Origin of the sequence: Leucobacter sp. OLIS6 (assembly GCF_002752355.1) — a bacterium.
Classification (GTDB): Bacteria; Actinomycetota; Actinomycetes; order Actinomycetales; family Microbacteriaceae; genus Leucobacter.
The window spans coordinates 340,162-364,883 of the sequence record NZ_MRAV01000001.1 but is presented as its reverse complement, the minus strand read 5'-3'; the positions used below and the strand labels follow the sequence as shown (position 1 = coordinate 364,883).

Annotated in this window: 19 protein-coding genes; 2 read left to right on the top strand and 17 right to left on the bottom strand. The window is 69.3% G+C overall.

Translation table 11 applies throughout. The features are described 5' to 3' along the window. Nucleotides 1-28: 28 nt before the first annotated feature. The 12 genes from BMH31_RS01680 to BMH31_RS01625 all read right to left on the bottom strand — a co-directional run bounded on the left by BMH31_RS01680 (nt 29) and on the right by BMH31_RS01625 (nt 17,629). The gene (locus BMH31_RS01680) at nt 29-1,018 is read right to left on the bottom strand and encodes a DUF559 domain-containing protein (protein ID WP_143469776.1); all 990 of its coding nucleotides are present in this window, start codon (nt 1,016-1,018) and stop codon (nt 29-31) included. Between the two features lie 241 nt (nt 1,019-1,259). Then, the gene (locus BMH31_RS01675) at nt 1,260-3,170 is read right to left on the bottom strand and encodes a heavy metal translocating P-type ATPase (protein WP_099723611.1); all 1,911 of its coding nucleotides are present in this window, start codon (nt 3,168-3,170) and stop codon (nt 1,260-1,262) included. Between the two features lie 32 nt (nt 3,171-3,202). Next, entirely contained in the window at nt 3,203-4,429 is a 1,227-nt protein-coding gene (hutI, locus tag BMH31_RS01670; RefSeq protein WP_099723610.1) for an imidazolonepropionase, read from the bottom strand. A 127-nt stretch (nt 4,430-4,556) separates the two neighbouring features. Further along, nucleotides 4,557-6,284 carry a urocanate hydratase gene (gene hutU / locus BMH31_RS01665; protein ID WP_099723609.1) on the bottom strand — a complete coding sequence of 576 codons (1,728 nt, stop codon included), beginning with the start codon at nt 6,282-6,284 and terminating at the stop codon, nt 4,557-4,559. A 195-nt stretch (nt 6,285-6,479) separates the two neighbouring features. Then, entirely contained in the window at nt 6,480-8,210 is a 1,731-nt protein-coding gene (locus BMH31_RS01660) for an ABC transporter ATP-binding protein (RefSeq protein ID WP_099723608.1), read from the bottom strand. Next, nucleotides 8,207-9,280 (bottom strand): ABC transporter permease, encoded by a 1,074-nt coding sequence (locus BMH31_RS01655; RefSeq protein ID WP_168187894.1) that lies wholly within the window; start codon nt 9,278-9,280, stop codon nt 8,207-8,209. Before BMH31_RS01655 ends, BMH31_RS01660 begins: the two co-directional genes overlap by 4 nt. A gap of 1 nt (nt 9,281) precedes the next feature. Beyond that, nucleotides 9,282-10,358, bottom strand: coding sequence for an ABC transporter permease (locus BMH31_RS01650; RefSeq protein WP_099723641.1), 1,077 nt, complete (start codon nt 10,356-10,358; stop codon nt 9,282-9,284). 59 nt (nt 10,359-10,417) lie between these two features. Continuing rightward, nucleotides 10,418-12,031 carry an ABC transporter substrate-binding protein gene (locus tag BMH31_RS01645; protein ID WP_241898083.1) on the bottom strand — a complete coding sequence of 538 codons (1,614 nt, stop codon included), beginning with the start codon at nt 12,029-12,031 and terminating at the stop codon, nt 10,418-10,420. 209 nt (nt 12,032-12,240) lie between these two features. Beyond that, a complete protein-coding gene (locus tag BMH31_RS01640; RefSeq protein ID WP_099723606.1) occupies nt 12,241-13,932 on the bottom strand; it encodes an ABC transporter ATP-binding protein in 1,692 nt (563 codons plus the stop codon). Beyond that, the gene (locus BMH31_RS01635) at nt 13,929-14,879 is read right to left on the bottom strand and encodes an ABC transporter permease (RefSeq protein ID WP_099723605.1); all 951 of its coding nucleotides are present in this window, start codon (nt 14,877-14,879) and stop codon (nt 13,929-13,931) included. Before BMH31_RS01635 ends, BMH31_RS01640 begins: the two co-directional genes overlap by 4 nt. Continuing rightward, the gene (locus tag BMH31_RS01630; protein WP_099723604.1) at nt 14,872-15,798 is read right to left on the bottom strand and encodes an ABC transporter permease; all 927 of its coding nucleotides are present in this window, start codon (nt 15,796-15,798) and stop codon (nt 14,872-14,874) included. The genes BMH31_RS01635 and BMH31_RS01630 overlap by 8 nt, the downstream gene beginning before the upstream one ends. 187 nt (nt 15,799-15,985) lie before the next feature. Then, complete coding sequence (locus tag BMH31_RS01625; protein ID WP_099723603.1) at nt 15,986-17,629, bottom strand: ABC transporter substrate-binding protein; 1,644 nt, start codon at nt 17,627-17,629, stop codon at nt 15,986-15,988. Nucleotides 17,630-17,882: 253 nt separating this feature from the next. Here BMH31_RS01625 and BMH31_RS01620 point away from each other — a divergent pair, with 253 nt between their 5' ends. Further along, nucleotides 17,883-18,713, top strand: coding sequence for a type II CAAX endopeptidase family protein (locus tag BMH31_RS01620; RefSeq protein WP_099723602.1), 831 nt, complete (start codon nt 17,883-17,885; stop codon nt 18,711-18,713). A gap of 28 nt (nt 18,714-18,741) precedes the next feature. Here BMH31_RS01620 and BMH31_RS01615 read toward each other — a convergent pair whose 3' ends face one another. The 3 genes from BMH31_RS01615 to BMH31_RS01605 all read right to left on the bottom strand — a co-directional run bounded on the left by BMH31_RS01615 (nt 18,742) and on the right by BMH31_RS01605 (nt 21,020). Further along, nucleotides 18,742-19,320: a hypothetical protein gene (locus BMH31_RS01615; RefSeq protein WP_099723601.1), complete on the bottom strand. Its 579-nt coding sequence runs from the start codon at nt 19,318-19,320 to the stop codon at nt 18,742-18,744. A gap of 9 nt (nt 19,321-19,329) precedes the next feature. After that, the gene (locus tag BMH31_RS01610) at nt 19,330-20,238 is read right to left on the bottom strand and encodes a homocysteine S-methyltransferase family protein (RefSeq protein WP_099723600.1); all 909 of its coding nucleotides are present in this window, start codon (nt 20,236-20,238) and stop codon (nt 19,330-19,332) included. A gap of 125 nt (nt 20,239-20,363) precedes the next feature. Further along, nucleotides 20,364-21,020 (bottom strand): DUF1345 domain-containing protein, encoded by a 657-nt coding sequence (locus tag BMH31_RS01605; protein ID WP_099723599.1) that lies wholly within the window; start codon nt 21,018-21,020, stop codon nt 20,364-20,366. A 167-nt stretch (nt 21,021-21,187) separates the two neighbouring features. On the opposite strand from BMH31_RS01605, the gene BMH31_RS01600 reads away from it, so the two are divergent. After that, nucleotides 21,188-22,780: an isocitrate lyase gene (locus BMH31_RS01600; RefSeq protein WP_099723598.1), complete on the top strand. Its 1,593-nt coding sequence runs from the start codon at nt 21,188-21,190 to the stop codon at nt 22,778-22,780. 81 nt (nt 22,781-22,861) lie between these two features. On the opposite strand, the gene BMH31_RS01595 is transcribed toward BMH31_RS01600, so the two are convergent. Together BMH31_RS01595 and BMH31_RS01590 are read right to left on the bottom strand one after the other, a co-directional pair. Further along, nucleotides 22,862-23,482, bottom strand: coding sequence for a response regulator transcription factor (locus tag BMH31_RS01595; protein ID WP_099723597.1), 621 nt, complete (start codon nt 23,480-23,482; stop codon nt 22,862-22,864). Continuing rightward, the gene (locus BMH31_RS01590; protein WP_099723596.1) at nt 23,479-24,642 is read right to left on the bottom strand and encodes a sensor histidine kinase; all 1,164 of its coding nucleotides are present in this window, start codon (nt 24,640-24,642) and stop codon (nt 23,479-23,481) included. Before BMH31_RS01590 ends, BMH31_RS01595 begins: the two co-directional genes overlap by 4 nt. Nucleotides 24,643-24,722 lie beyond the last annotated feature (80 nt).

Below are 24,722 nucleotides of genomic sequence, written 5' to 3'. Positions count from 1 at the left end.
GGCGCGCTCGGTCCTCCCGCGCGGATACTCACGACTCCGCAAAACGCCGCATCAGGTTCGCAGGGAGCGCCCGCGGTGCCCTGCCCAGGAACGCGCAGAGCCGTCCACGCGTCCGCGCGATGCCCGCCGTGTGGAAATCCTCCCGATGGAGGCGCAGAATTCTGTACCCCGCAGCCCGAGCCTGATCCAGACGGACCTGATCTCGCAGGTACTGCTCGCGATCGAGTCGATGCTGCTCCCCGTCGTACTCGACGATGAGCCGACGTGCGCGATCGACCAGATCGAATCGCCCGATCCATCGCCCGTTCGCGTCGAAGACGTCGGCCTGCATCTCGAGGTCGTCGAGGCCCAGCCGTGCCAGCTCGAAGTGGAGCAGGCTCTCCATCCGTGACTCTGCACCGATTCGGGACACTTCGAATGCATCGCGCAGCTTTCGTACCCCACGCCCCGAACTCTCTTCGAGTACCCGTCGAAGCGCTCCCCGCCCCACGAACGGCGTCTTCTGCCCGGCGGGCCCACGCGGCAGGATCAGGAAGTCGATGGCGACCACCAGCTCTCGGAAGTCGAGGAGCGAGGCGGCTTGCAGCAGCGCTGTCGTGGCCGTGACCCGCGGCAGTCCGTGGCCATCACGGACCACCCCAAGGTTCCCACCCCGTCGATGCCCGATGACGGCCGAAGCGCGTGCGCCGTTGAGCCCGCTGGGCGCGGTCACGTGGAGTTCTTCCGCGCACCGGATCGGGCACTCGAGCAGCAGGAGCGCCGTGGTGTGGCTGAACGCCTCGCCCTGGCGTAGGAGCGGTGCGTAGTTCTCAGCGCGCACCCGCAGACGATCTTCCGGGTACTGAGCGGCGTCGGTGCGCCGCGCCCCCATCGCCCGACGCCGGTATGCGCCACGGTGGTGGCGGACGAATCGACGATGCCTGAGCATGCCCTTCGAGACGCCGAGTCGGAGCGCGTCCGCGTAGGTCACGGCGCGGGCCGGATATCCGGCTGGGAGGGGTCGTGGGGTTCGAGTCATGAAGCAAGACTGCACCAGGCTCCGGCGCCGACGCGGTTCCTCCCCAGGCGCACAGGCGCTTCTTGCATATTCGCGTGCTGTGGAGGAATTCTGAGCAGCCGACCACGCGCGCTGTCCTTCGTCGAGATGCCCCGCGTTGCCGATATGAGCTCCCAAAACCGCAAGACGGGGCACCTCGACGAAGAGGGGAGGGAGGGAGGGAGGGAGGGGCAGGGCGCGCGCCCGAGTGCCCTCGAAGGAGCTAGCAGGCCCGTCGCGGCGCGATCGCGCGCAGCGCGCCCAGGATCGCCGCGAGGTCCACGACCTCCTGCAGCCAGGCGCCGAGCAGCGCGGGCAGGAACCCGAATGCCGCGACCAGCATCAGCGCGACGCTCATGACGATGCCCAGCCAGATGCTCTGCATCGCGATCCGCACCGTGTCCCGGCCGATCCGCACCGCGTCGGCGACGCCCGAGACCCGGTCGAAGCGGTTGACGACGTCAGCGGACTCGCTCGCCGCGGTCGCGCCGCGCGCGCCCATCGCGAAGCCGACGTCCGCCGCGGCCAGCACCGGCGCGTCGTTCAACCCATCGCCGACCATCAGGAGGGGCCGCGGCTGCACGTGCGCCACGATCGCGACCTTGTCGGCGGGATGGCATTCGGCGTGCACCTCGTCGATGCCGAGGCGCTCCCCGATCGGCCGAGCCGTCGCAGCGACGTCGCCCGTCACGATGAGCATCCGCTCGATCCCGAGCGAACGCAGGTCGGCGAGCGTCTCGGGCGCTTCCTCGCGCAGCCGATCGCGCATCACGATCGCGCCGGCGAAGCGGTCGTCCAACGCCGTGTAGATCGCGAGTTCGCCGGGCGCCAGGTCGACCCGCGTCAGATCGGCCGCGGTCTCGGCGACCCATGCCGGCTTTCCGACACGGACGACGGCCCCGGGCCGAGCGGCCCCGGGCCGAGCGGCACCGGGCCCGCCCGCTGCGGTTCCCACCGCGGCGAGCTCGGCGGCCACCCCGTTGGTCGCGCTCTCCGAGGCTTCTTCGACGGCGAGCACGGCGAGCCCTCGGGCCTTCGCCGCATCGACCACCGCACCCGCGAGCACGTGCGACGAGTACACCTCGGCCGCCGCCGCGAGCTGCAGCACGTCATCCTCGGTGAATCCCGGGGCGGCCACGACGCGTTGGAGCTGCGGCCGTCCGGTAGTGAGCGTGCCCGTCTTGTCGAAGGCCGCGGACCGCACGCGCGCCAGCTGCTCCAGCGTGCCACCGCCCTTCACGATGAGGCCCGACTTCGCGGCCCGGCTCATCCCGCCGAGGAACGCCACCGGAGCAGCGATCAGCAGGGGGCACGGCGTCGCCACGACGAGCACCTCGGCGAAGCGCACGGCCTCGCCGCTGACGGCCCAGGCGATGCCCGCGATGGCGAGCGACAGCACGGTGAAGGGCACGGCGTACCGATCGGCCAGCCGCACGGTCCGGGAGCGGCTCTGCTGCGCCTCGGAGACGAGCGCCACGATCTGCTGGTACTGGCTGTCGGCGGCGAGCGCCGAGGCCCGCATCCGGATCGCCGCGGCACCGTTCACGACGCCGCTCGCGACCTTCTCGCCCGATCGCCGCTCGACCGGGAGGCTCTCGCCGGTGAGGGACGACTCGTCGAACTGGGCGGAGGGGTCGAGCAGCACCGCGTCGACGGGGACGAGTTCGCCCGGACGCACGAGCAGCACGTCGCCGATCGCGATGTCGGAGATGTCGACGGTCTCGAGGCGTTCCCCGCCCGTCGCGTCCGGATCCGGGTGCACGCGGGTGGCCTGCCGGGGCGCGCGCTGCAGCAGCGCGGTGAGTTCGCGCTTGGAGCGGTTCTCGGCGTAGTCCTCGAGTGCTTCGCCGCCCGTGAGCATGAGCACGACGACGAGCGCCGCCCACGGCTCGCCGACCAGTACCGCGGCGACGATGGCGGTGACCGCGAGGATGTCGAGCCCCGCCTTGCCGCCGATCAGCGACCGGATCATGCCGACCGCCTGCCAGCCAGCGATGAGCAGCGCGTAGACGCCGACGAGGATCGGCGCCGCCGCTCCGACCGGTGTGGCGAGGAGCACCAGGCCCACCGCGGCGACGAGCAGGGTGGTCGCGACCATCGGGTAGGCGCGCAGCGCGCGCTTCAGAGCCGTCATGGCTCCATTCTGCCCGGGTGACGGGCCCGGCCTCAGACCTCGCGGATCCCGGCGCGCCAGACCGCGGCGGTGAGCGGCATGCCCGGCCGGTAGGCCAGGTGGGTGACGGAGGGGGCCTCGAGCAGGTGCAGGTCGGCGCGGGCGCCGACGCGGATCGTACCGACCGCGGGCTGCGCGGCGCCCCGGGGATCGATCCAGCCGTCCACATGCATGCCGAGGGCGAGCGCACCGCCGAAGGTCGCCGCGCGCACGGCCTCCTGGATCGTGAGGCCCATCTGCAGCACGGCGGTCGCGACGCAGAAGCCCATCGAGCTCGTGTAGGAGGTGCCCGGGTTGCAGTTCGACGCGATCGCGAGCTGCGCGCCCGCGTCGAGGAGGCGCCGGGCCGGCGCCAACGGCATCCGCGTCGACAGGTCGCAGGCCGGCAGGACCGTCGCGACGGTGCCGCGCCGACCGGCGCCCCCCGCCCATTCGCCCCACGACGAAGCGAGGGCGTCGATGTCGTCGTCCGACAGGAAGCCGAGGTGGTCGACGCTCAGGGAGGCATGCTCCACCGCGAGCCGCGCGCCGGGGCCGTGCCCCAACTGGTTGCCGTGCACGCGCGTCGCGAGGCCGTGCGCGGCCGCGGCCTCGAGCACCCGGGCCGACGCGGCCGCGTCGAACGCCCCGGTCTCGCAGAACACGTCGACGGCGCTCACGTGCGGGGCGACGGCGTCCAGCATCGGGCCGGTGACGAGGTCGAGGTACTCCCCCGGCTCCGAGCCCGACGGCACCACGTGCGCGCCGAGGAAGGTGACCGCGTCGACGACGTCGCTCGCGACCGTCGCCGAGCGCAGCTCGTCCTCGACGGTGAGGCCGTAGCCGGTCTTCGTCTCCATCGTCGTGGTGCCCCAGCGGCGGGCCTCCCCGACGAGCCGCTCGAGGTTCGCGCGCAGCTCGGCATCCGTCGCGGCCCGGGTCGCCCCGACGGTCACGTTGATGCCGCCCGCGGCGTAGGATTCGCCGGCCATGCGCGCTTCGAACTCGGCCGTGCGGTCCCCCGCGAACACCATGTGCGTGTGCGAATCGACCCAGCCCGGCAGCACCGCGCGCCCGGCGGCGTCGAAGTGCTCGTCGGCGGCCGGCGCGGTCGCCGAAGCTCCCACCCAGGCGATCCGATCCCCCTCGATCACCACGGCGGCGTCGCGCGGGCGGCCGCCGTTCGCGTCATCGTTGGTCGTCAGTTCGCCGATGTTGCGGATCAGCAGGGTCTTGCTCATGGGATCACTCTCTCAGACGGGAGGGGGAACGAAGCGAGCCGAAACCGATGCTCTCGATCTCGACTCGCTCCGCTCGCTCGATCAGCGGTGGTACTTCGCTCGCTCAGCGACGGTACGGGGCCGCGGCCTACCAGGCGCGGTCGTGGTTGCGGATGGTCGGCTTGACCGGCACCCGCACGCCGCGCTCGTCGGCGACCTCGGCCGCACGCTCGTAGCCGGCGTCCACGTGACGGATGACGCCCATGCCCGGGTCGTTGGTCAGCAGGCGCTCGAGCTTCTCGGCGGCGAGCTCCGTGCCGTCGGCCACCGATACCTGGCCGGTGTGGATCGAACGGCCGATGCCGACGCCGCCGCCGTGGTGGATCGACACCCAGGTCGCGCCCGAGGAGGTCGCGGTGAGCGCGTTGAGCAGCGGCCAGTCGGCGATCGCGTCGGAGCCGTCGGCCATGGCCTCGGTCTCGCGGTAGGGCGATGCGACGGAGCCCGAGTCGAGGTGGTCGCGCCCGATCACGATCGGGGCCTTGACCTTGCCCTCGGCGACGAGCCTGTTGAACAGCAGGCCCGCCTGGTGGCGCTCGCCGTAGCCGAGCCAGCAGATGCGGGCGGGCAGGCCCTCGAACTCGACCCGCTCGGCGGCGGCGTCGAGCCAGTTGTGCAGGTGGGTGTTCTCGGGGAACAGCTCCTTGAGCGCCGCGTCGGTGACCGCGATGTCCTCGGGATCGCCCGAGAGGGCGGCCCAGCGGAACGGGCCGAGGCCCTCGCAGAACAGCGGGCGGATGTAGGCCGGGACGAAGCCGGGGAACTCGAACGCGCGGTCGTAGCCGCCCTTGCGCGCCTCGTCGCGGATCGAGTTGCCGTAGTCGAACACCTCGGCGCCCGCGTCCTGGAACTCGACCATGGCACGCACGTGGGCGGCCATGGCGGCCTGAGCGTCCTTCGTGAACTGCTCGGGATCTCTCTCTGCGCGCTCGAGGCGCTCCTCGACCGTGTAGCCGATCGGCAGGTACGACAGCGGGTCGTGCGCCGAGGTCTGGTCGGTCACGAGGTCGATCGTGACCTCGCCCGCCCGGTGGCGGCGCAGGATCTCGGGGAACACCTCGGCGGCGTTGCCGACGAGCCCGACGGACCAGCCGCGCTTCTCGTCCTTCGCCTGCTGCACCTTGGCGAGCGCCTCGTCGAGATCCTCCACGACCTCGTCGAGATAGCGCTTGCCCGCGCGCCGGTCGAGGCGGGTCTTGTCGACGTCGACGATGAGGCAGGCGCCGTCGTTCAGGGTGACGGCGAGCGGCTGCGCGCCACCCATTCCGCCGCAGCCGCCGGTGAGGGTGATGGTGCCCGCGAGCGAGCCCTTGCCTTCGACGGTTTCGATGCGCTTCTGGCCCTGGAGCTTGCGGCCCGCGGCGGCGAAGGTCTCGTAGGTGCCCTGCAGGATGCCCTGGGTGCCGATGTAGATCCAGGACCCGGCGGTCATCTGGCCGTACATCATGAGCCCCTCGGCCTCGAGCTTGCGGAACTCGGGCCAGGTCGCCCAGTCGCCGACGAGGTTGGAGTTGGCGATGAGCACGCGGGGCGCCCACTTGTTGGTGCGGAAGACGCCGACCGGCTTGCCCGACTGCACGAGCAGGGTCTCGTCCTCCTCGAGGTCGCGCAGGGTCTCGGTGATGGCGTCGTACGCCTCCCAGCTGCGGGCGGCACGGCCGGTGCCGCCGTAGACGACGAGGTCGTCGGGACGCTCGGCGACCTCGGGGTCGAGGTTGTTCATGAGCATGCGCAGCGGGGCCTCCGTCTGCCAGCTCTTGGCCGAGATCTCGGTGCCGCGCGGGGCGCGGACGGGGCGGGCGCCGGGAAGAGCCATGATCGGTCCTTTCGCAGGGGTCTGTGGTGAGGGATCCGCGGAGCGGATCCTGCGGCAGAGCGGCGTCGCTCCGGCCAGCAGTGCTCCCATTCCATCCCCTCCGGAGGCCCGCAACAACGCGACCCCCGCCACCATCATCCGGGATACCGGACAAACGGGGCGGGGGTCGCGTCGGGACGCCGATGCGGACCGGGCCTAGGCCCCCGGCACTTCCCGCGCGAGCCGGGCGGCCTCGCGCCGCTCTGCCTGCTCCACCGGATCGGGCACCGGCAGCGACGCCAGCAGCCGCTGGGTGTAGGGATGCGTCGGCGCGCCGAGCACCTCGGCGCAGCCGCCGACCTCGACGAGCTCGCCGTGGTACAGCACGCCGACCCGGTCGGCCAGCGCGTCCACCACCGCGAGATCGTGCGTGATGAACAGCGACGCGAAGCCGAGCTCGCGCTGCAGCTCGGCGAACAGCTCGAGCACGCGTGCCTGCACCGAGACGTCGAGCGCCGAGGTCGGCTCGTCGGCGATCAGCAGCTTCGGATCGAGCGCGAGCCCGCGCGCGAGCGAGGCCCGCTGGCGCTGGCCGCCCGAGAGCTCGTGCGGGAACCGGTCGCCGTAGCTGCGCGGCAGCTGGACCGCCTCGAGCAGCTCGTCGACGCGCTTCCGCGCCGCCTGCGGGTTCCGCGCGATGCGGTGCACCACGAGCGGTTCGGCGACGTTGTCGGCGATGGTCAGCAGGGGGTTGAAGCTCGACCCCGGATCCTGGAACACGAATCCGATGTCGCGGCGGGCCGCGCGGAACCGGCGCTCCTTCACGCCCACCATCTCGTGCCCGAGCACCCGCAGCGACCCTCCGGTCGCCGCAGTGAGCCCCGCGATGGCGCGGCCGATGGTCGACTTGCCCGAACCCGACTCGCCGACGAGGCTGTAGACCTCGCCCGCCGCGATCTCGAAGTCGACCCCGCGGACGGCGCGGAACCCCGGCCGGCCGAGCCGACCCGGGTACTGGATCTCGAGCCCCTGCGCGGCCACGAGCACCTCGCCCCGGGTCGCCCCCGAAGCGGAGGCGCCCTCGGGCACGGCCTCGCGGGCCTGCGTGCGGATGCTCCGATCGCCGAGCCGCAGCACCGCGCCGAGCAGGTCCTTCGTGTACTGCTCGCGCGGATTCGCGAAGAGCTCCGCCACCGGCGCCTGCTCGACCAGCTCGCCCTGGTACATCACCGCGACATCGTCGGCCAGGTCGGCGACGACGCCCATGTTGTGGGTGATGAGCAGGATCGCCGTGCCGAAGTCGTCGCGCAGCTTGCGCAGCAGGTCGAGGATCTCGGCCTGCACCGTGACGTCGAGCGCGGTGGTCGGCTCGTCGGCGACGATGAGGCCGGGGTTCAGCGACAGCGCCATCGCGATCATGACGCGCTGCTTCTGGCCGCCCGACAGCTGGTGCGGGTAGTAGTCGACCCGCTCCTCGGGATCCGGGATCCCGACGCGGCCGAGCACCTCGATCGCCCGGGTTCGCGCCTCCTTCTTCGAGAGCTTCTCGTGCGCCCGCAGGCCCTCGGCGATCTGCCACCCGATCGTGAAGACCGGGTTGAGCGCCGTCGAGGCCTCCTGGAACACCATCGCGACGTCCCGTCCGCGCACCTCGCGCAGCTGCTCGTCCGAGAGCCGCAGGATCTCGCTCGATCCCGAACCGTCGCGGGTGCGCAGCACGACCGCGCCCTGCGAGACCGCGGTCTCGGGCAGCAGCCCGAGCACGGTCCGCGCCGTCACGGTCTTGCCGGAGCCCGATTCACCGACGACCGCGAGCACGCGGCCGGGCGAGATCGACAGCGAGACGCCGTCGACCGCTCGAACCGGGCCGTGGTCGGTCGCGAAGGTGACGCCCAGATCCTGGATCTCGAGCACCGTTCCGGTGCCGTTCCGCGTCGTCGCGCTCATCGCTCGCTCCCTTCGTCCGCGATGGTCCCATCGGTGGATGCGCCTCGGGCGGTCCCCTGCGCCGGCTCGGCCGCGAGCAGCGCGCCGACCGAGGTCGCCGCGACCGCGCCGCTGCCGGCCTTCGCCCGACGACGGCTGCGCAGTCGCGGATCCGCCAGGTCGTTCAGGCTCTCGCCCGCGAGCGTGAGCCCGAGCACGATCAGCACGATCGCGAGGCCCGGCCACAGGCTCGTCCACCAGATGCCGTTCGTCACGTCGGCGACGGCCTTGTTCAGGTCGTAGCCCCACTCGGCCGCCGAGTTCGGCTCGATGCCGAAGCCGAGGAAGCCGAGGCCCGCGAGCGTCAGGATCGCCTCCGAGGCGTTCAGCGTGAACACGAGCGGCAGCGAACGCGTCGAGTTGCGCAGCACGTGCCGGAACATGATCCGCCAGTGCCCCGCACCGACCACGCGGGCCGATTCGACGAACGCCTCCGCCTTGACGCGTACCACCTCGCTGCGCACCACGCGGAAGTACTGCGGGATGAACACCACGGTGATCGACAGCGCGGCCGACCAGATGCCGCCCCACATGCTCGACTGCCCGCCCGAGATCACGATCGACATGACGATCGCGAGCAGCAGGGACGGGAACGCGTAGATCGCGTCCGTGAGCATCACGAGCACCCGGTCGAGCGCGCCGCCGAGGTAGCCCGAGACCATGCCGAGCAGGGTGCCGAGGAACAGCGAGCTGACCACGGCCATGATGATCACGAGGAGCGCGGTGCGCGAGCCCCAGATCACGCGAGACAGCACGTCGTAGCCGGCGACGGTCGTGCCGAACAGGTGCTCGGCCGACGGCGGCATGCGCGAACCGAAGTCGCCGCCGGGACCCGAGAGGGTGTTGAATCCGTAGGGCGCGATGAGGGGCGCGAAGACCGCCATCACCACGAACAGCAGCACGAGCACGAGGCCGGTCAGCAGCATGGCGCGCTGCCAGCCGACGCTCTGCCGGATCTGCTTGATCAGCGGCCACGTGCGCCAGCCGCGCTCCTGCTTGCGGGGCGCGGTGAGGATCGCTTCCGTCGTCATGTCAATACCTCACTCGCGGGTCGATGAGCGCGGCGACGACGTCGACGACGAAGTTGCTCAGCGCGACGATCACCGCCAGCATCGCGACGATGCCCTGCACCGCCGTGAAATCGCGTGCGCTCAGATAGTGGGCCAGCTGGAACCCGAGTCCCTTCCATTCGAAGGTGCTCTCGGTCAGCACCGCGCCGCCCAGGAGCAGCGCGATCTGCAGGCCGATCACCGTGATGATCGGGATCAGCGCCGGCCGGTAGGCGTGCTTCGAGACCAGGCGGAACTCGCGGACGCCGCGAGAGCGACCGGACTCGATGTAGTCGCGGCCGAGCGTGCCGATCATGTTGGTGCGCACGAGCCGTAGGAACACACCGGCGGTCATGAGTCCCAGCGTGAGCGCCGGCAGGATCGCGTGCGCGAGCACGTCGCCGATCGCCTCCGGATCGCCGAGCCGGAACGCATCGATCAGATAGATCCCGGATGGGTTCGGCAGCAGCTGGATCTTGAGCTCCGTACCGACCGAAGCGCGGCCCGTGGTCGGCAGCCACCCGAGCCAGACGCCGAAGATCAGCTTCAGCAGCAGGCCCGAGAAGAACACCGGGGTGGCGTAGGTGAGGATCGCGAAGACGCGGAGCGCCGCATCGGGTCCGCGGTCGCGGTAGTAGGCCGCGAGCATGCCGAGCGGGATGCCGACGATGAACGCGACGATGAGGGTGTAGATCGCGAGCTCGAGCGTCGCGGCGCCGAAGGTGACGAGCACCTCGGTGACCGGGCGGTGGTCGCTGATCGTGGTACCGAAGTTCCCCGTGAAGATCTGGCCGAGGTACTCGAAGTACTGCACGATCACCGGGCGGTCGTAGCCGGCCTCGTGGATGCGCTTCGCCAGTTCGTCGGGCGGCAGCTTGCCGCCCACCGAGGAGGTGATCGGGTCGCCGATGGTGCGCATGAGCACGAACACCAGCGAGACGAGGATGAACACGGTCGGGATGATGAGCACGGCCCGCCACAGGATGTAGCGGCCGAGCCCTCCCCCGGAGCGTGTGCGGGACGTGACGGCCGCCGGAGCGGCCTGCGTGTCGACAGTCATGGTTCGCATGGCGGATCGGGCGGGGAGCCGTGCTCCCCGCCCGATTCACCGGATCGCGTCTACTTCTGCAGCGTCCCGAAGCGGAACTTGAACGACGCGTCGAGGGTGACGCCCTCGACCCCGTCGACAGCGACCGCGACCTGCGAGCCCTGCAGCAGCGGCAGGGTCGAGAGGTCGCCCGCCACGAGCTCCTGGATCTGCTCGATCTTCTTGGTGCGCTCGGCGGCATCGGGGGTGACCCGCTGCTCGGAGATGAGCTTCTGCACCTCGGCGTTGTCGTAGTGGTTCACCAGGAAGTTCTCCTTGGCGAAGAACGGCGACAGGTAGTTGTCGGCGTCCGAGTAGTCGGGGAACCAGCCGAGCTGGTACGCCGGGTACACGTCTGCGACGCGGTCCTTCGAGTACTGGCCCCACTCGGTCGACTGCAGGTCGACGGTGAACAGGCCGCCGGCCTCGAGCTGCGACTTCACCTGCGCGTACTCCTCGGCCGAGGAGTTGCCGTAGTGGTCGGGCGAGTACTGCAGCTGCAGCTTCACCGGGGTCGGGACGCCGGCGTCGGCGAGCACCTTCTTGGCGGCGTCCGCGCTGGGACCGCCCTGCTTGTCGCCGTAGAGGCTCTTCAGCGGCTCCACCGCACCCGTCAGGCCCTGCGGCACGTAACTGTACAGCGGGGTGTAGGTGTCCTTGTAGACCTCCTTGGCGATCTTCGCGCGATCGACGAGGTCTGCAGCGGCCTGGCGCACGGCCAGCGCCTTCTTCGCGTCGGCCTCGGGCGTCTTGGCGCCGAAGGGCTGCGTGTTGAAGTTGAAGACGATGTAGCGAATCTCGCCGCCGGGGCCGTTGACGACCTTCAGACCCTTGGTCTTGCCGAGCTTCTCGATATCGGTCGCCGACAGCGAGCGGAACGCGACGTCGACGGCCTTGGTCTGGATCGCCTGGCTGAGGTTCGACTCGTTGCCGAAGTACTTCACGTTGACCGAGCTGCTCTTCGGCTTGCCCCAGAGGCCCTGGTAGCCGTCGAACGCCTTGTATGCGGCGAGGTTGCCCTTGTCGAACGAATCGAGCGTGTACTGGCCGGCGAACGCCTTGCCCTTCACGATGTCGGCGTCGCTCGTGAGCTTGTCGGCCGAGAAGACCTCCTCGTCGACGATCGGGCCCACCGGGCTCGACAGCACCTGCGGGAAGGTCTGGTCGTTGCCCTCCTTGAGGGTGAAGACGACCGTCTGGTCGTCCTTCGCCTCGACGCTCGCGAGGTTCGCGAGCAGGCTGGCGGGGCCGTTGGGGTCGTTGATCTTGAGCTGGCGGTCGAACGTGAACTTCACGTCCGAGCTCGTCAGCTTGTGGCCGTTCGCGAAGGTGAGGTCCTTCTTGAGCTTGACCGTGTACTCGGTCGGCGAGGTGAACTCGGCCGACTCGGCGATGTCGGGCTCGACCTCCGACTTGCCGACGGGGTTGTTCAGCAGGAACGGGTAGACGTTCGTCATGACCGCGAACGAGCCGTTGTCGTACGCGCCCGCCGGGTCGAGGGCCGTGACGACCTCGGTCGTGCCGACCGTGACGGCTCCGCCGCCTCCGCCGTTTCCTCCGCTGCCGCCCTGCGCGCAGCCGGTGAGCAGCAGTGCTCCCGAGGCGACGAGTGCGAGTGCGCCGGTTCCAGTCCGTGAAAGTTTCACTCTTGCTCCATTACATGGGTTGAGTCCGCATTCACGTCGACGCATCGATGCGGCGACGTTGCCACGCGGAGAGACAGCCCGATCATAGCGAGCCGCGCGGGCCCCCGCGAACCGGGTTGTCGCAATCGTGACACGTTCGGTACCCGGATACGACAGCGGGGCGGGATCCCGAAGGATCCCGCCCCGCTGCGGCGTCGGAGTGTCTGGTACTACGCCACGCCCAGCTCGATGCCCGCGCCCGGGATCGCCGCCAGCAGGTTCCTGGTGTACTCCTGCTGCGGGTTCTCGAACACCTCGTCGGTGGTCGCCTGCTCCACGATCTTGCCCTGCTGCATCACGCACACGCGATCCGCGATCAGGCGCACGACCGCGAGGTCGTGCGTGATGAAGAGGTAGGTCAGGCCCAGATCGCGCTGCAGCTCGGCGAGCAGATCGAGGATCTGCGCCTGCACCAGCACGTCGAGCGCCGACACGGCCTCGTCGAGCACGAGGATGTCCGGCTTGAGCGCCAGACCGCGGGCGACCGCGACGCGCTGTCGCTGACCGCCCGAGAGCTCGTTCGGGTATCGGGTCGCGACCTCGCGCGGCAACGAGACCTGGTCGAGCAGCTCGTACATGCGCGCCTTGCGGCTCGCCGCGTCGCCCACGTTGTGGATCTTCAGCGGCTCCATGATCGTGTTGCCGATGTTGTGCAGCGGATCGAGCGAGCCGTAGGGATCCTGGAACACGGGCTGGAGCGTGCGACGCAGGTTGAACAGCTCGCGGCCGTTCAGCTTCGACGTGTCGCGGCCCTCGATCTTGATCGTTCCGGCGGTCGGGTCCTCGAGCTGCAGCACCATCTTCGCGATCGTGGACTTGCCCGAACCGGACTCGCCCACGAGCGCGAGGGTCTCGCCGCGGTTGATCGTGAAGTTCGCGTCGTCGACCGCCACGAAGTCCTCGGAACCGAAGTTGCCCTTGCGGAGCTTGTAGACCTTGCGCAGGCCCTCGACCTCGATCAGCGGCTCGCCGATCTTGCGCTCCGTGCTCTCGGCCAGCGCCGCGACGTCGAACGTCGAGGTGGGGGCCGCGGGCAGGCTCGCATCCGTCCCGATGCGACGCGATGCGAGGCTCGGGGCGGCGGACACCAGTCGACGGGTGTAGGGGTGCTGCGGGTTCTGCAGGATCTCGCGGCTCGGTCCCGACTCGACGATGTTGCCCTTGTACATCACGATGAGCTTCTCCGCGCGCTCGGCCGCGAGGCCGAGGTCGTGCGTGATGAAGACCACGGCGGTGCCGAGCTCCTTCGTGAGCTTCTCGAGGTGGTTCAGCACCACGCGCTGCACGGTCACGTCGAGCGCCGAGGTGGGCTCGTCCGCGATCAGCAGTTCGGGGTTCGCGGCGAGACCGATGCCGATCAGCGCGCGCTGCTTCATGCCGCCCGAGAACTGGTGCGGGTACTGCTTCATGCGCTGCTCGGCGTTCTGCAGGCCGGCCTGCTCGAGCACCTCGACGGCGCGCGCGTGCACGGCCTTCTTGCCCGAGGCGAGCCCGTTCGCACGGATCGCCTCCTCGACCTGGAAGCCGACCGACCACACCGGGTTCAGGTTCGACATCGGGTCCTGCGGCACGAGGCCGATCTCACGACCGCGGATCGACTCCATCTCCTTGCGCCCGATGCCGACGAGCTCGCGCCCGTTCCACTGCACCGAACCGCCGGTCACCTTGCCGGTGCCGGGCAGCAGGTTGATGACCGCGTGCATGGTGGTGGACTTGCCGGAGCCCGACTCGCCGACGATCGCGACGGTCTCGCCCGCGTAGACGTCGAAACCGACGCCGTGCAGCACCTCGTTCTGCTTCTTCTTCGTGCCGAACGCGACCTTGAGGTCGCGAACGCTGAGGATCGGCTGCTGCTCGCTCATCGCTGCGCCCTCGCCTTCGGGTCGAGCGCGTCACGCAGGAGTTCGCCGAGCAGGATGAAGGCGAGCACCGTGATCGACAGCGCGATGGACGGGTAGATGAGGTTCATCGGAGCAGTGCGCAGATCGGCCTGCGCCTGCGAGATGTCGTTGCCCCACGACATGACGTCGGAACCGAGTCCGACACCGAGGAAGGACAGCGAGGCCTCCGCCACGATCGAGGCCGCGAGCGAGAGCGTCGAGACGACGATCATCGGGGCCATCGAGTTCGGCAGGACGTGGCGCCACAGGGTCTTCCACGGCCCGAGCCCCTGCGCCTTGGACGCGGTGACGTAGTCGGCGGGCTTCACGCGCAGCACCTCGGCGCGCAGCACGCGCGCGCTCGACGCCCAGGCGAAGAGGCCGATGGCGAGCGAGATGGTCCAGATGTTGCGGAACTCCTTGAACATGCCCATGACGATGACCGCCGCGAGGATGTAGGGGATCGAGAAGAAGATGTCGCCGATGCGCGAGAGCACCGCGTCGACCCAGCCGCCGAAGAAGCCGGCGATCGCACCCATGATCGTGCCGAGCACGAATACGAGCAGCGTCGAGATGAGGCCCACCGACAGCGAGGTCGAGGTGCCGTGGATCACGCGCGAGTAGATGTCGCAACCCTGGCGGTTGTACCCGAAGGGGTGGCCCTCGCTCGGCCCGTTGAGGCTCTGCGCGAGATCGCACTTGGTGGGATCCACCGAGGTGAACCACTGCGGGAAGAACGCCGCGGCGAGCACGACGAGCAGCAGCGCCGCCGAGATGTAGAACATCGGACGCTTGCGGATGTCGCGCCAGGCGTCGATCCAGAGACCGGAGCGGCGTTCGTCGAGCTGGGGCGCGTCGACCGCGGCGACCGGGGTCTCGTCGACCGGGGCTACGTAGTGTTCGAGCTTGGGGGTCGTGGACTCAGGCATAACGGATCCTCGGGTCGAGCACGGCGTAGAGCAGGTCAACGAAGAGGTTGACGAAGAGGTAGATCAGCACCATCACGGTGACGAACGAGACCACGGTGGTGTTCTCGCCGAGCTTGATCGCGCGGAACAGCGTGTTGCCGACGCCCGGCACGTTGAAGATGCCCTCCGTGATCGTCGCTCCGACCATGAGCACACCGAAGTTGGTGGCGGTGTTGGTCAGGGTCGGGATCAGCGAGTTGCGCAGCACGTGCACGGGGATGACCCGCCCGCGGCTCAGGCCCTTGGCGTACGCGGTGCGCACGAAGTCCTGGTTCAGGGTGTCGATGACCGAGGCGCGCGTGAGGCGCATGCTGGTCGCGTAGAGCGAGATGCCGAGCACCAGCGCCGGCAGGATCAGATCCTGGAACGGGGCGCCCGGTCCGACGGTCGTTCTGAAGATCGGCCACTTGATGCCGAGGAAGTACTGGCCGACGAACGCGATCACGAAGATCGGCACGCTCATCATGATCAGGCCGATGATGAGGCTGATGTTGTCGAAGAACTTGCCCTTGCGCAGGCCCGAGATGAGGCCGATCGAGATCGCGAGCACGAGCTCGATCACGATCGCCATGAGGGCGAGGCGGATGGTCACCGGGAAGGTGGTCGCGAGCACCTCGCTGACCTGCTGACCCGAGAAGGTCATGCCGAGGTCGCCGCGGAAGATGCCGCCGATGTACAGCAGGTACTGCACGATGAAGGGCTGATCCAAGTGGTACTGGTGCTTGATCTGCGCGAGCACCTCGGGGCTCGGCGTCTTGTCGCCGAAGAGCGCGAGCACCGGGTCGCCGGGCATGGCGAAGACCATGAAGTAGATCAGGAAGGTGGTGCCGAGGAGCACCGGGATCGTTTGCAGGATGCGGAAGAGGACGTATCTCAGCATGTGGCTGGTCCCCTCCCCCGCTCGAACTGAGTAGACATGTTGCGTATTCTCTCGCAGTCGGGGCGCAAAACGAATTCCAGACGTCGATGTCTGCGCTGCGCCGGGCTCGTGGCCCGTCTGGTCTGCCGGGTGCGGCGTGACGGGGTGAGGCCCCGGGCGGGTGCGCCCGGGGCCTCATCAGGCAGCGTTACTTCGCGGCCGTCTTGGTGATCTCGTAGTACAGCGGAACCGAGTTCCACCCGAAGGTGACGTTCTCGACGCTGGTGCCGAAGCCGCCCGAGACGTTCGAGTACCACAGCGGGATCGCCGGCAGATCCTTGTTCAGGACCTCCTGCGCCTCGTGGAACTTGCCGTTCGCGGCCTCCACGTCCTTCTCTGCGAGGCCCTCGGCCAGCAGCTTGTCGAACTCGGGGTTCGAGTAGTCGCCGTCGTTCGAGGACGCGCCGGTCTTGTAGAGCGGGGCCAGGAAGTTGTACAGACCCGGGTAGTCGCCCTGCCAGCCCGAGCGGAACGCGGTCTGGATCTTACGGTCGGTGATCGACTGGCGGAAGTCGCCGAACAGCGGGTTCGGAGCGCCCGATGCGTCGATGCCGAGGGTGTTCTTGATGTCGTTGGTCACGGCATCGACCCAGCCCTGGTGGCCGCCGTCGGCGTTGTAGCCGATCTGGAACTTGCCCGACCACTTGGAGATCTTGTCGGCCTCGGCCCACAGCTCCTTGGCCTTCTTCGGGTCGTACTTCAGGACGTCGCCGCCCTTGAGGCTCTTGCTGTACCCGTCGATGACCGGCGACGACCAGTCGGTCGCGGTGGTGCGGGTCTTGTAGAAGATCTTGTCGGTGATCTGATCGCGGTTGATCGACATCGAGATGGCGGCGCGACGCAGCTCGCCCTCCTTGCCGCTGAAGTGCGGCAGGCGGGACGGGATCGTGAACGACTGGAAGATCGCAGCCGGCTGGTTGACCGCACGGTCGCCCAGGTCGGTCTGGAAGGTGGCGAGACCCGAATCCGGGATCGCGTCGAGGACGTCGAGGTGTCCGCCCTGCAGATCCGCGTAGGCCGCATCCTGCGAGTCGTAGAACTTGATGGTCACGCCACCGTTCTTCGGCGCGCGGTCGCCCTTGTACTCGTCGTTCTTGACCAGGTCGATCTTCTGCTTGTGCACCCAGCCGTTGTCGGCGACCTTGTAGGGGCCGTTGCCGATCGGGTTCTGACCGAACTCCTTGGTCACGTTGCCCTTGGCGTCGAACGCCGACTTGGGCAGCGGGTAGAACGACGAGTAGCCGAGCTGCAACGGGAAGTCCGACTGGGCTTCCTTCAGCGTGACCTCGAAGGTGGTCGGGTCGACGACCTTGAGGCCCGAGAGCTTCGCGTCCTTCTTGTCGTCGAAGCCCTCGATGTTGGCGAACCAGCTCGAGTTCTTGCGCGCGTTCGACAGCTTCGCGGCGTCGTTCCACGCGTTGACGAACGAGTCGGCGTCGACCGGGTCACCGTTGGTGAACTTCTGGTCGGCCTTCAGCTTGATGGTGAAGACCTTCGAGTCCTTGGTATCAATGGACTCCGCCACGTCATTCTGGGGCTTGCCCTTCGCGTCGTAGTACACCAGGCCGGCGAAGATCGCGTCGAGGATCTTTCCGCCGCCCACCTCGTTGGTGTCGCTGGGGATCAGGCCGCTTTCCGGCTCCGATCCGTTCGCGGTGATGATGGCCGACGCGTCGCCCTTGGGCGTCGATCCCTTGTCTCCGCCGGTGCTCGACGACGAGCAGCCCGCGAGTGCAAGTGAGCCCGCTGCGGCGAGGGCGATGAGCCCCAGGCCGATCCGAGTTCGCTTCAAGATATTCCTCCTTGTTCAGATTCCGCAGAGGTGCCCCGGGCATCGAAAACGCCCCATCGCACTCCGCGGAGTTCAACCGACCAGAGCCTAATCGGAAGGCGTCTGCACAAACGGCCAACGCGCGCGAATCGCGACCCAATCGTGACGAAGGTCCAGGAAGTCACAATGCGACCCCCAGAACGCGGAGACGGTTTTGTCGAGTTCGAACAGTTCTCGCGAATTCGTCCGAGCCCTGCGCCGGTACGCTGAGCGCGTGCTCTCCTCCGAACGCGTTCCGGGCTCCGCAGCCCCGCAGCCTTCCCCCGCCCGGCTCCGCTGGGAGATCGCCATCGTCCTCGCGCTCTCGCTCGGCGCCTCGGCGGTCTACGCGATCGTCGCCATCGCCGATCGCCTCACCCGCGACACCGCACTGTCCTCGCAGACCGCGACCATCAACACGCCGCTCGACGAGCGCCCGCTGTTCGACCTGATCTACCAGCTGCTCTCCTTCGGCTTCGGCCTGGCCCCGGTCGCCCTGGTCGTCTTCCTGCTCTGGCGCGAACGGGCTCCGCGGCTGGGCGCGCTCGGTCTCGGCGCCCCGGTCCGGGTGTCCGATTCCCCGCGCGGCCCCTGGTGGGCGCGGGAGACCGGCGGCGGGTTCCTGCTCGCCGCCGCCATCGGGATCCCGGGGTTGGCGTTCTACGTGATCGCCAAGGCGATCGGCATCAACGCGACCGTGATCCCGACCGCGCTCGACGCCGCCTGGTGGACCGTACCCGTGCTGGTGCTGCAGGCGCTGAAAGCGGCGCTGACCGAGGAACTCATCGTGGTCGCCTACCTCTTCGAGCGGCTCAAGCGCCTCGGCGTCGGCCCCGTCGCCACGATCGTGTCGAGCGCCCTGCTGCGCGGCACCTACCACCTGTATCAGGGCTTCGGCGGGTTCATCGGCAACGTCGTCATGGGCCTCGTCTTCGGCTGGTGCTACCAGCGCTGGGGCCGGTCGCTCCCCCTCGTCGTGGCGCACTGGATCCTCGACATCGTGAGCTTCGTCGGGTATCCGCTCGCGGTCGCAATCTGGCCCGCGCTGTTCGCCGTCGCGAGGTAGCGCGGCCCGGCCGCGCGGGGCTCTGCGCTCAGAGCGGCTTAATCGTCTTGACGGTCTCGGCCAGCTGGCCCCAGATCTCGTCGTAGAGCTCGGGCGCCTCGGCGCACTTCTCGCCGGGCCGCAGCACGACGTACTTGCCGTCGGTGCCCTTCGTGATGCCGAACTGCTTGCGCATGGCCGCGCAGGACTCGGGCAGCTTCTCGATCAGCGGCGAGGTGAGCACGAGATTCTGCTGCGCATCGATCGAGTACTGCGAACTGCCGAACTTGTTCGACAGCTGCGCCTGCACGCCCCAGGGCTCGATCGCGAGCCGCTGCGACGGTCCCATCGTGACGACCGGCACGTCGTCGGTCTTGGGTGTCTCGGTCGGGGTCGGCGTCTCGCTGGGGGTCGTGGACGGCGACGGCGAGGTCGTCTCGGACGTCGACGGCTTCGGATCTGCGGTCGGGGCGATGCTCTCGGCCCGACCGAAGGTCACCAGGAGGATCGACACCACGATCGCGACGACGGCGATCGCGCCGACCGTGATCCACGGCACCAGGTGCGGATTGCGCTCCGGTACCTCGACCTCGGTCTCGACAAGCTCGGGAATCAGCGGATCAGTCACCCGGACAGCCTAGCGACTCGAAGTCGGAGCACCCCGCAGGAGTCCTGCGAGTGCATCGATATGCGGCGCATCCGTGCCGCAGCAGCCGCCGAACACCCGCGCGTTCGGCGCGAGATCCCGCAGGGCGAGCACCCCGGCGGCGAAACGCGCCGGCCCATCGCAAGCCCCGTCGTCGCCGTCGCGCGCGGCGTTCAGCCGGAACCCGGCGATCCGGCTGAGGGCGGCGGAGCCGTCGTCCAGGCCCGCGGCGACCTCCGACGGGTGCGCGCAGTTGACGAGATAGGCCTCGATGCCGCCGCCGGTGGCTGCATCGCCCATCGCGATGGCCTCCGCGAGCGAGGATCCGTCGGCCAGCCGCCCGTCGGCCCCGACCGTGAACGACACGTACGCGGGCACCCGGAGCGCCATCGCCGCGCGGGCCACGCCGATGCCCTCCGCCGCATCGAGCGCCGTCACCGCGGTGATCCGATCCGCACCGGCCGCCGCGAGCGCGGCGACCTGCGGCGCGTGATAGCTCTGCGCCTCCTCGGCGGTCATGCGCTGATCGGCCTCGAACTCGTCGTATCGCGGGCCGACGCACCCGTTCACGATCACGTCCGCATCGGGGGCGAGCTCGTCGGCGACCTCGCGCACGAACGCCGCCGCGTCCTCGTTGATCCGTTCGAGGTGCGCGTCGTCGGCGCCGAGCAGCGCGCCCCAGTCGGGGTTCGCACGCCAGGTCGGGGTGTCGAGCACGATCGGCAGGCCCGCGGCGTCGGCGATCTCGACGAAGGGCGCGTAGTACTCGCGCAGCGCCCGGCGCCCCTCGGCGCTGTCGAGCAGCACGAACGCGGCGAACTCGGGCAGATCCTGCCCCAGGCGGTCGACGAGCGCGGTCTCGATGCCGCCGTCGGTGATCCACTGCTGGGTGTCGTGCATTCCGGTGCTCCCTCGCTGCCGTCGATCCGGTTCGCCTCCATCCTCACACGACGCCGCCGGTCGCGGGGCGCCCGCGCGGCGCGGATCATGCGCAGCGCGGTGCGTCCGGGCGCCCCTGCTGCGCGTCAGCCGAGACCCGACACCAGGTTGATGACGGTTGCGAGGATCCCCGCTCCGAAGAGGTAGGCGAGCGTCGTCTGGGCGATCACGATGCGACGGATCTCGTTGCGCGTCACGTTCGTGTCGGCGACCTGGTAGGTCATTCCGAGCCCGATGGAGAAGTAGGCGAAGTCGGTGTATTCCGGCGGTTCCTGCTGGTTGAAGTCGATGCCGCGCTTGATCTCGCCGTCGCCGCGATCCTCGTAGTAGCTGCGGGCGAAGTGCAACAGGTAGTTGACCTGGATCAGTGCCCACGACGCCACGATGCTGACCACGGCGATGCCCGCGAGCCAGTAGGTCGCGGCTCCGCTCGCGTGGCGCGCCTGGATCATCACGATCACGACCGCGGCCAGGCTCGCGACGCTGCCAGCGATGGCGATGAGGCGCGCGATACGCCGGCCCGGATCCTCCGCGGTCGCGTGCGCCCGCGTCGCCTCGGCGTCCATGGGCCACACCTGCAGCAGCGCCCAGACGGTGCTCACGCACGCGAGCGCTCCCCAACCCGCGAGCAACCCCGCGGCGACGCCGAGCGCCGGGCCCGCGATCGCGCCCGCGGCGCCTCCCAGCAGGACCGCGATCCCCCACCGCAGTCGCAGCTGCGCCCGATCCGAGAGTCCGCTCATGCCGCGATCCTAGTGCGGCCGGCGCCTCGCTCCAGGCCGCCTCGCAACCCGGAAATTTTCCGTCGAGTAGAAATACGTCAAATCTTCACCCCCGAAATGGCCGATTCGGGTGCTCAGGCTCGGTCATTGTGGAATCAATCACCGAAGATCCACGTCAAGGAGTCATCATGACCGCGTTCCAGAACGACATTGAAGCCGCACAAGGCCTGAAGGACCAGAACGGCTCCGGCTGGGATGCGATCAACCCCGAGCACGTGGCCCGTATGCGTGCGCAGAACCGGTTCCGGACCGGCCTCGAGATCGCCCAGTACACCGCCGATATCATGCGCCGCGACATGGCCGAGTACGACGACGACTCCTCGGTCTACACCCAGTCGCTCGGCGTCTGGCACGGCTTCATCGGCCAGCAGAAGCTGATCTCGATCAAGAAGCACCTGAAGACGACGAACAAGCGCTACCTGTACCTCTCGGGCTGGATGGTCGCCGCGCTCCGCTCGGAGTTCGGCCCGCTGCCCGATCAGTCGATGCACGAGAAGACCGCGGTGCCCGCGCTCATCGAAGAGCTCTACACGTTCCTCCGCCAGGCCGACGCCCGCGAGCTCGACCTGCTCTTCACCCAGCTCGACGACGCCCGCGCCGCCGGCGACGAGACCGCGGTCGAGTTCCTGCAGTCGCAGATCGACAACTACGAGACGCACGTCGTGCCGATCATCGCCGACATCGACGCCGGCTTCGGCAACCCCGAGGCGACCTACCTGCTCGCGAAGAAGATGATCGAGGCGGGCGCCTGCGCGATCCAGATCGAGAACCAGGTCTCGGACGAGAAGCAGTGCGGCCATCAGGACGGCAAGGTCACCGTGCCGCACGAGGACTTCATCGCGAAGATCAACGCGGTCCGCTACGCGTTCCTCGAGCTCGGCATCGACAACGGCGTGATCGTCGCCCGCACCGACTCACTCGGCGCCGGCCTCACCCAGAAGCTCGCCGTCACCAGCACCCCCGGCGACCTCGGCGACCAGTACAACTCCTTCCTCGACGTCGAGGAGATCTCCGAGGCCGAGCTCGGCAACGGCGACGTCGTGATCAAGCGCGACGGCAAGCTGCTGCGCCCGAAGCGCCTCGCCTCGAACCTCTACCAGTTCCGCAAGGGCACCGGCGAGGATCGCGTCGTGCTCGACTGCATCACCTCGCTCCAGAACGGCGCCGACCTGCTCTGGATCGAGACCGAGAAGCCGCACGTCGAGCAGATCGCCTCGATGGTGGATCGCATCCGCGAGGTCGTGCCGAACGCGAAGCTCGTCTACAACAACAGCCCCTCGTTCAACTGGACCCTCAACTTCCGCCAGCAGGCCTTCGACCAGCTCGTCGAAGAGGGCGCCGACGTGTCGGCGTACGACCGCGACAAGCTGATGAGCGTCGAGTACGACGAGACCGAGCTCGCCCGCATCGCCGACGAGAAGATCCGCACCTTCCAGCGCGACGGCTCGGCCCGCGCCGGCATCTTCCACCACCTCATCACCCTGCCGACCTACCACACGGCGGCGCTGTCGACCGACAACCTCGCCAAGGGCTACTTCGGCGACGAGGGCATGCTGACCTACGTCCGCGACGTGCAGCGCCAGGAGATCCGCCAGGGCATCGCCACCGTCAAGCACCAGAACATGGCCGGCAGCGACATCGGCGACAACCACAAGGAGTACTTCGCCGGCGACGCGGCCCTCAAGGCCGGCGGCAAGGACAACACGATGAATCAGTTCTGAGCTCCTGAGCTCCTGAGCTCCTGAGCTCCGATCCTGCAGAGCGGGGTCCCGGTTTCGGCCGGGGCCCCGCTCTCAGCGTTTCTAGCGCAGCACGCCGAGGTCGCGCGCTGCCGCGACGGCGGCGGTGCGCGACGAGACGCCGAGCTTGGAGAAGATGTGCACCAGATGCGATTTCACGGTGGCGTCGGAGATGTGCAGTCTGGTCGCGATGGCGCTGTTGCTCTCGCCGTCGGCGACGAGGCGCAGCACCTCGGTCTCGCGGGCGCTGAGGCTCGCATGCGGCGTGCGGATCCGGGCGAGCAGGCGCCCGGCGATGGCCGGTGCGAGTGCGCTCTCCCCCGCCGCCGCGGCGCGGATCGCCGCGATCAGCTCGGCCGGCGGAGCGTCCTTCAGCAGGTAGCCGCTGGCGCCCGCTTCGACGGCGCCGAGGATGTCCCCGTCCGTGTCGTAGTTGGTGAGCACCAGCACGGCCGGCGCGCCGGCGAGGGCCCGGATCCTGCGGGTCGCGTCGGCGCCCGTCTGGTCCTGCCCGAATTGGAGGTCCATGAGGACGACATCGGGGCGGCCGGCTGCGGCGAGCGCGACGGCGTCGTCCGGCGTCGCGGCCTCCCCGACGATCTCGAGCTCGGGGTCGCCCTCGAGCAGGGCTCGGATGCCGGCGCGCACCACAGGGTGGTCATCGGCGAGCACGATCCGGATCATGCGTCTCCCCTCTCGAGGGTCACGGACAGCAGGGTGCCTCGTCCGGGCTCGGATTCGACGACGAGGGTGCCGCCGAGCTGGCGGGCGCGCTCGGCGATGGCGCGCAGGCCGAAGCTGTCCGCCGAGCCGCCGCCGGCTGCGACGTGCTCGGGATCGAAGCCGACGCCGTCGTCGTGCACGGAGAGCGTGACCCGGCCATCGATCGCCTCGACCAGGATCCGGGCCCGGCCGGCGGCGGCGTGGCGTACGACGTTCGACACGGCGCCCTGCGCGATCCGCAGCAGGGCGGTCTGCGTGCTCATGGGCAGGTGCAGTTCGTCGGGCGTCTCGACCGAGATCACGAGGCCGGAGCGGCGGCTCTGATCCTCGGCGAGGCGCCGGAGCGCGGCGGCGAAGCCGTCGTCGAGCGACGGAGGTGCGAGCTCTCGGATGAACCGCCGAGTCTCGGCGAGGCTGTCGGCCGCGGTCTCCCGGGCCAGGCGCACGTGCCGGGCTCCTGGGCCGTCCGGGTCGTCGCGTTCCGCTGCGTGCAGCAGCATCTGGATGCTGGAGAGCCCCTGCGCGACGGTGTCGTGGATCTCTCGTGCGAGGCGGGAGCGTTCGGCGAGCGCGCCCTGTTCGCGTTCCGTCGCCGCGAGCCGCTCCCGGGTGCGCAGTAGCTCGTCGACCAGTTCCTGTCGTTCGGCGGCTTCGCGGGCCAGCGCCCGGTAACCGAGTCCGATGAGGATCGCGGCACCGGCGCCGACGAGCGGGCCGATGACCCCGCCGACGCTGAAGCCGAGGTGCAGGCCGAGCGCGAGGATCGCGATCGCGGTCGACGCGATGACGGCGATGATGCCGCCCGCGCCGGGCAGCACGTGCAGGTAGAGGAAGAACAGCGGGAACACGAGGTAGGCGCCTTCGGGCGCGAGCCACACGAGCACCGCCCACAGCAGGGTGAGCGCGGCGACCCAGAGCGTCGCGGGAACCCGCTTCCGGGGAAGCAGCACTCCTCCCGCGTAGACGGCGACGAAGAGGATCGCGATGAGCAGCGCCCCCGGCGCGCTCGAGCGTTCGGTGACGAACCCGGGCACCACGGCGAACGCCGCGAGCCCCACGAGCAGCACGTGCAGGCCGACGCGGAGCCCGACGAACACCGGAGTCAGAGTCGCGTGGGCCATGGATCTCCAGCGTAGGCGCGGGGCCGCGGCGACGCATCCTCCGAAAGTTGGAGCGCGGGCCATCCTTTCGACTCGGGAAT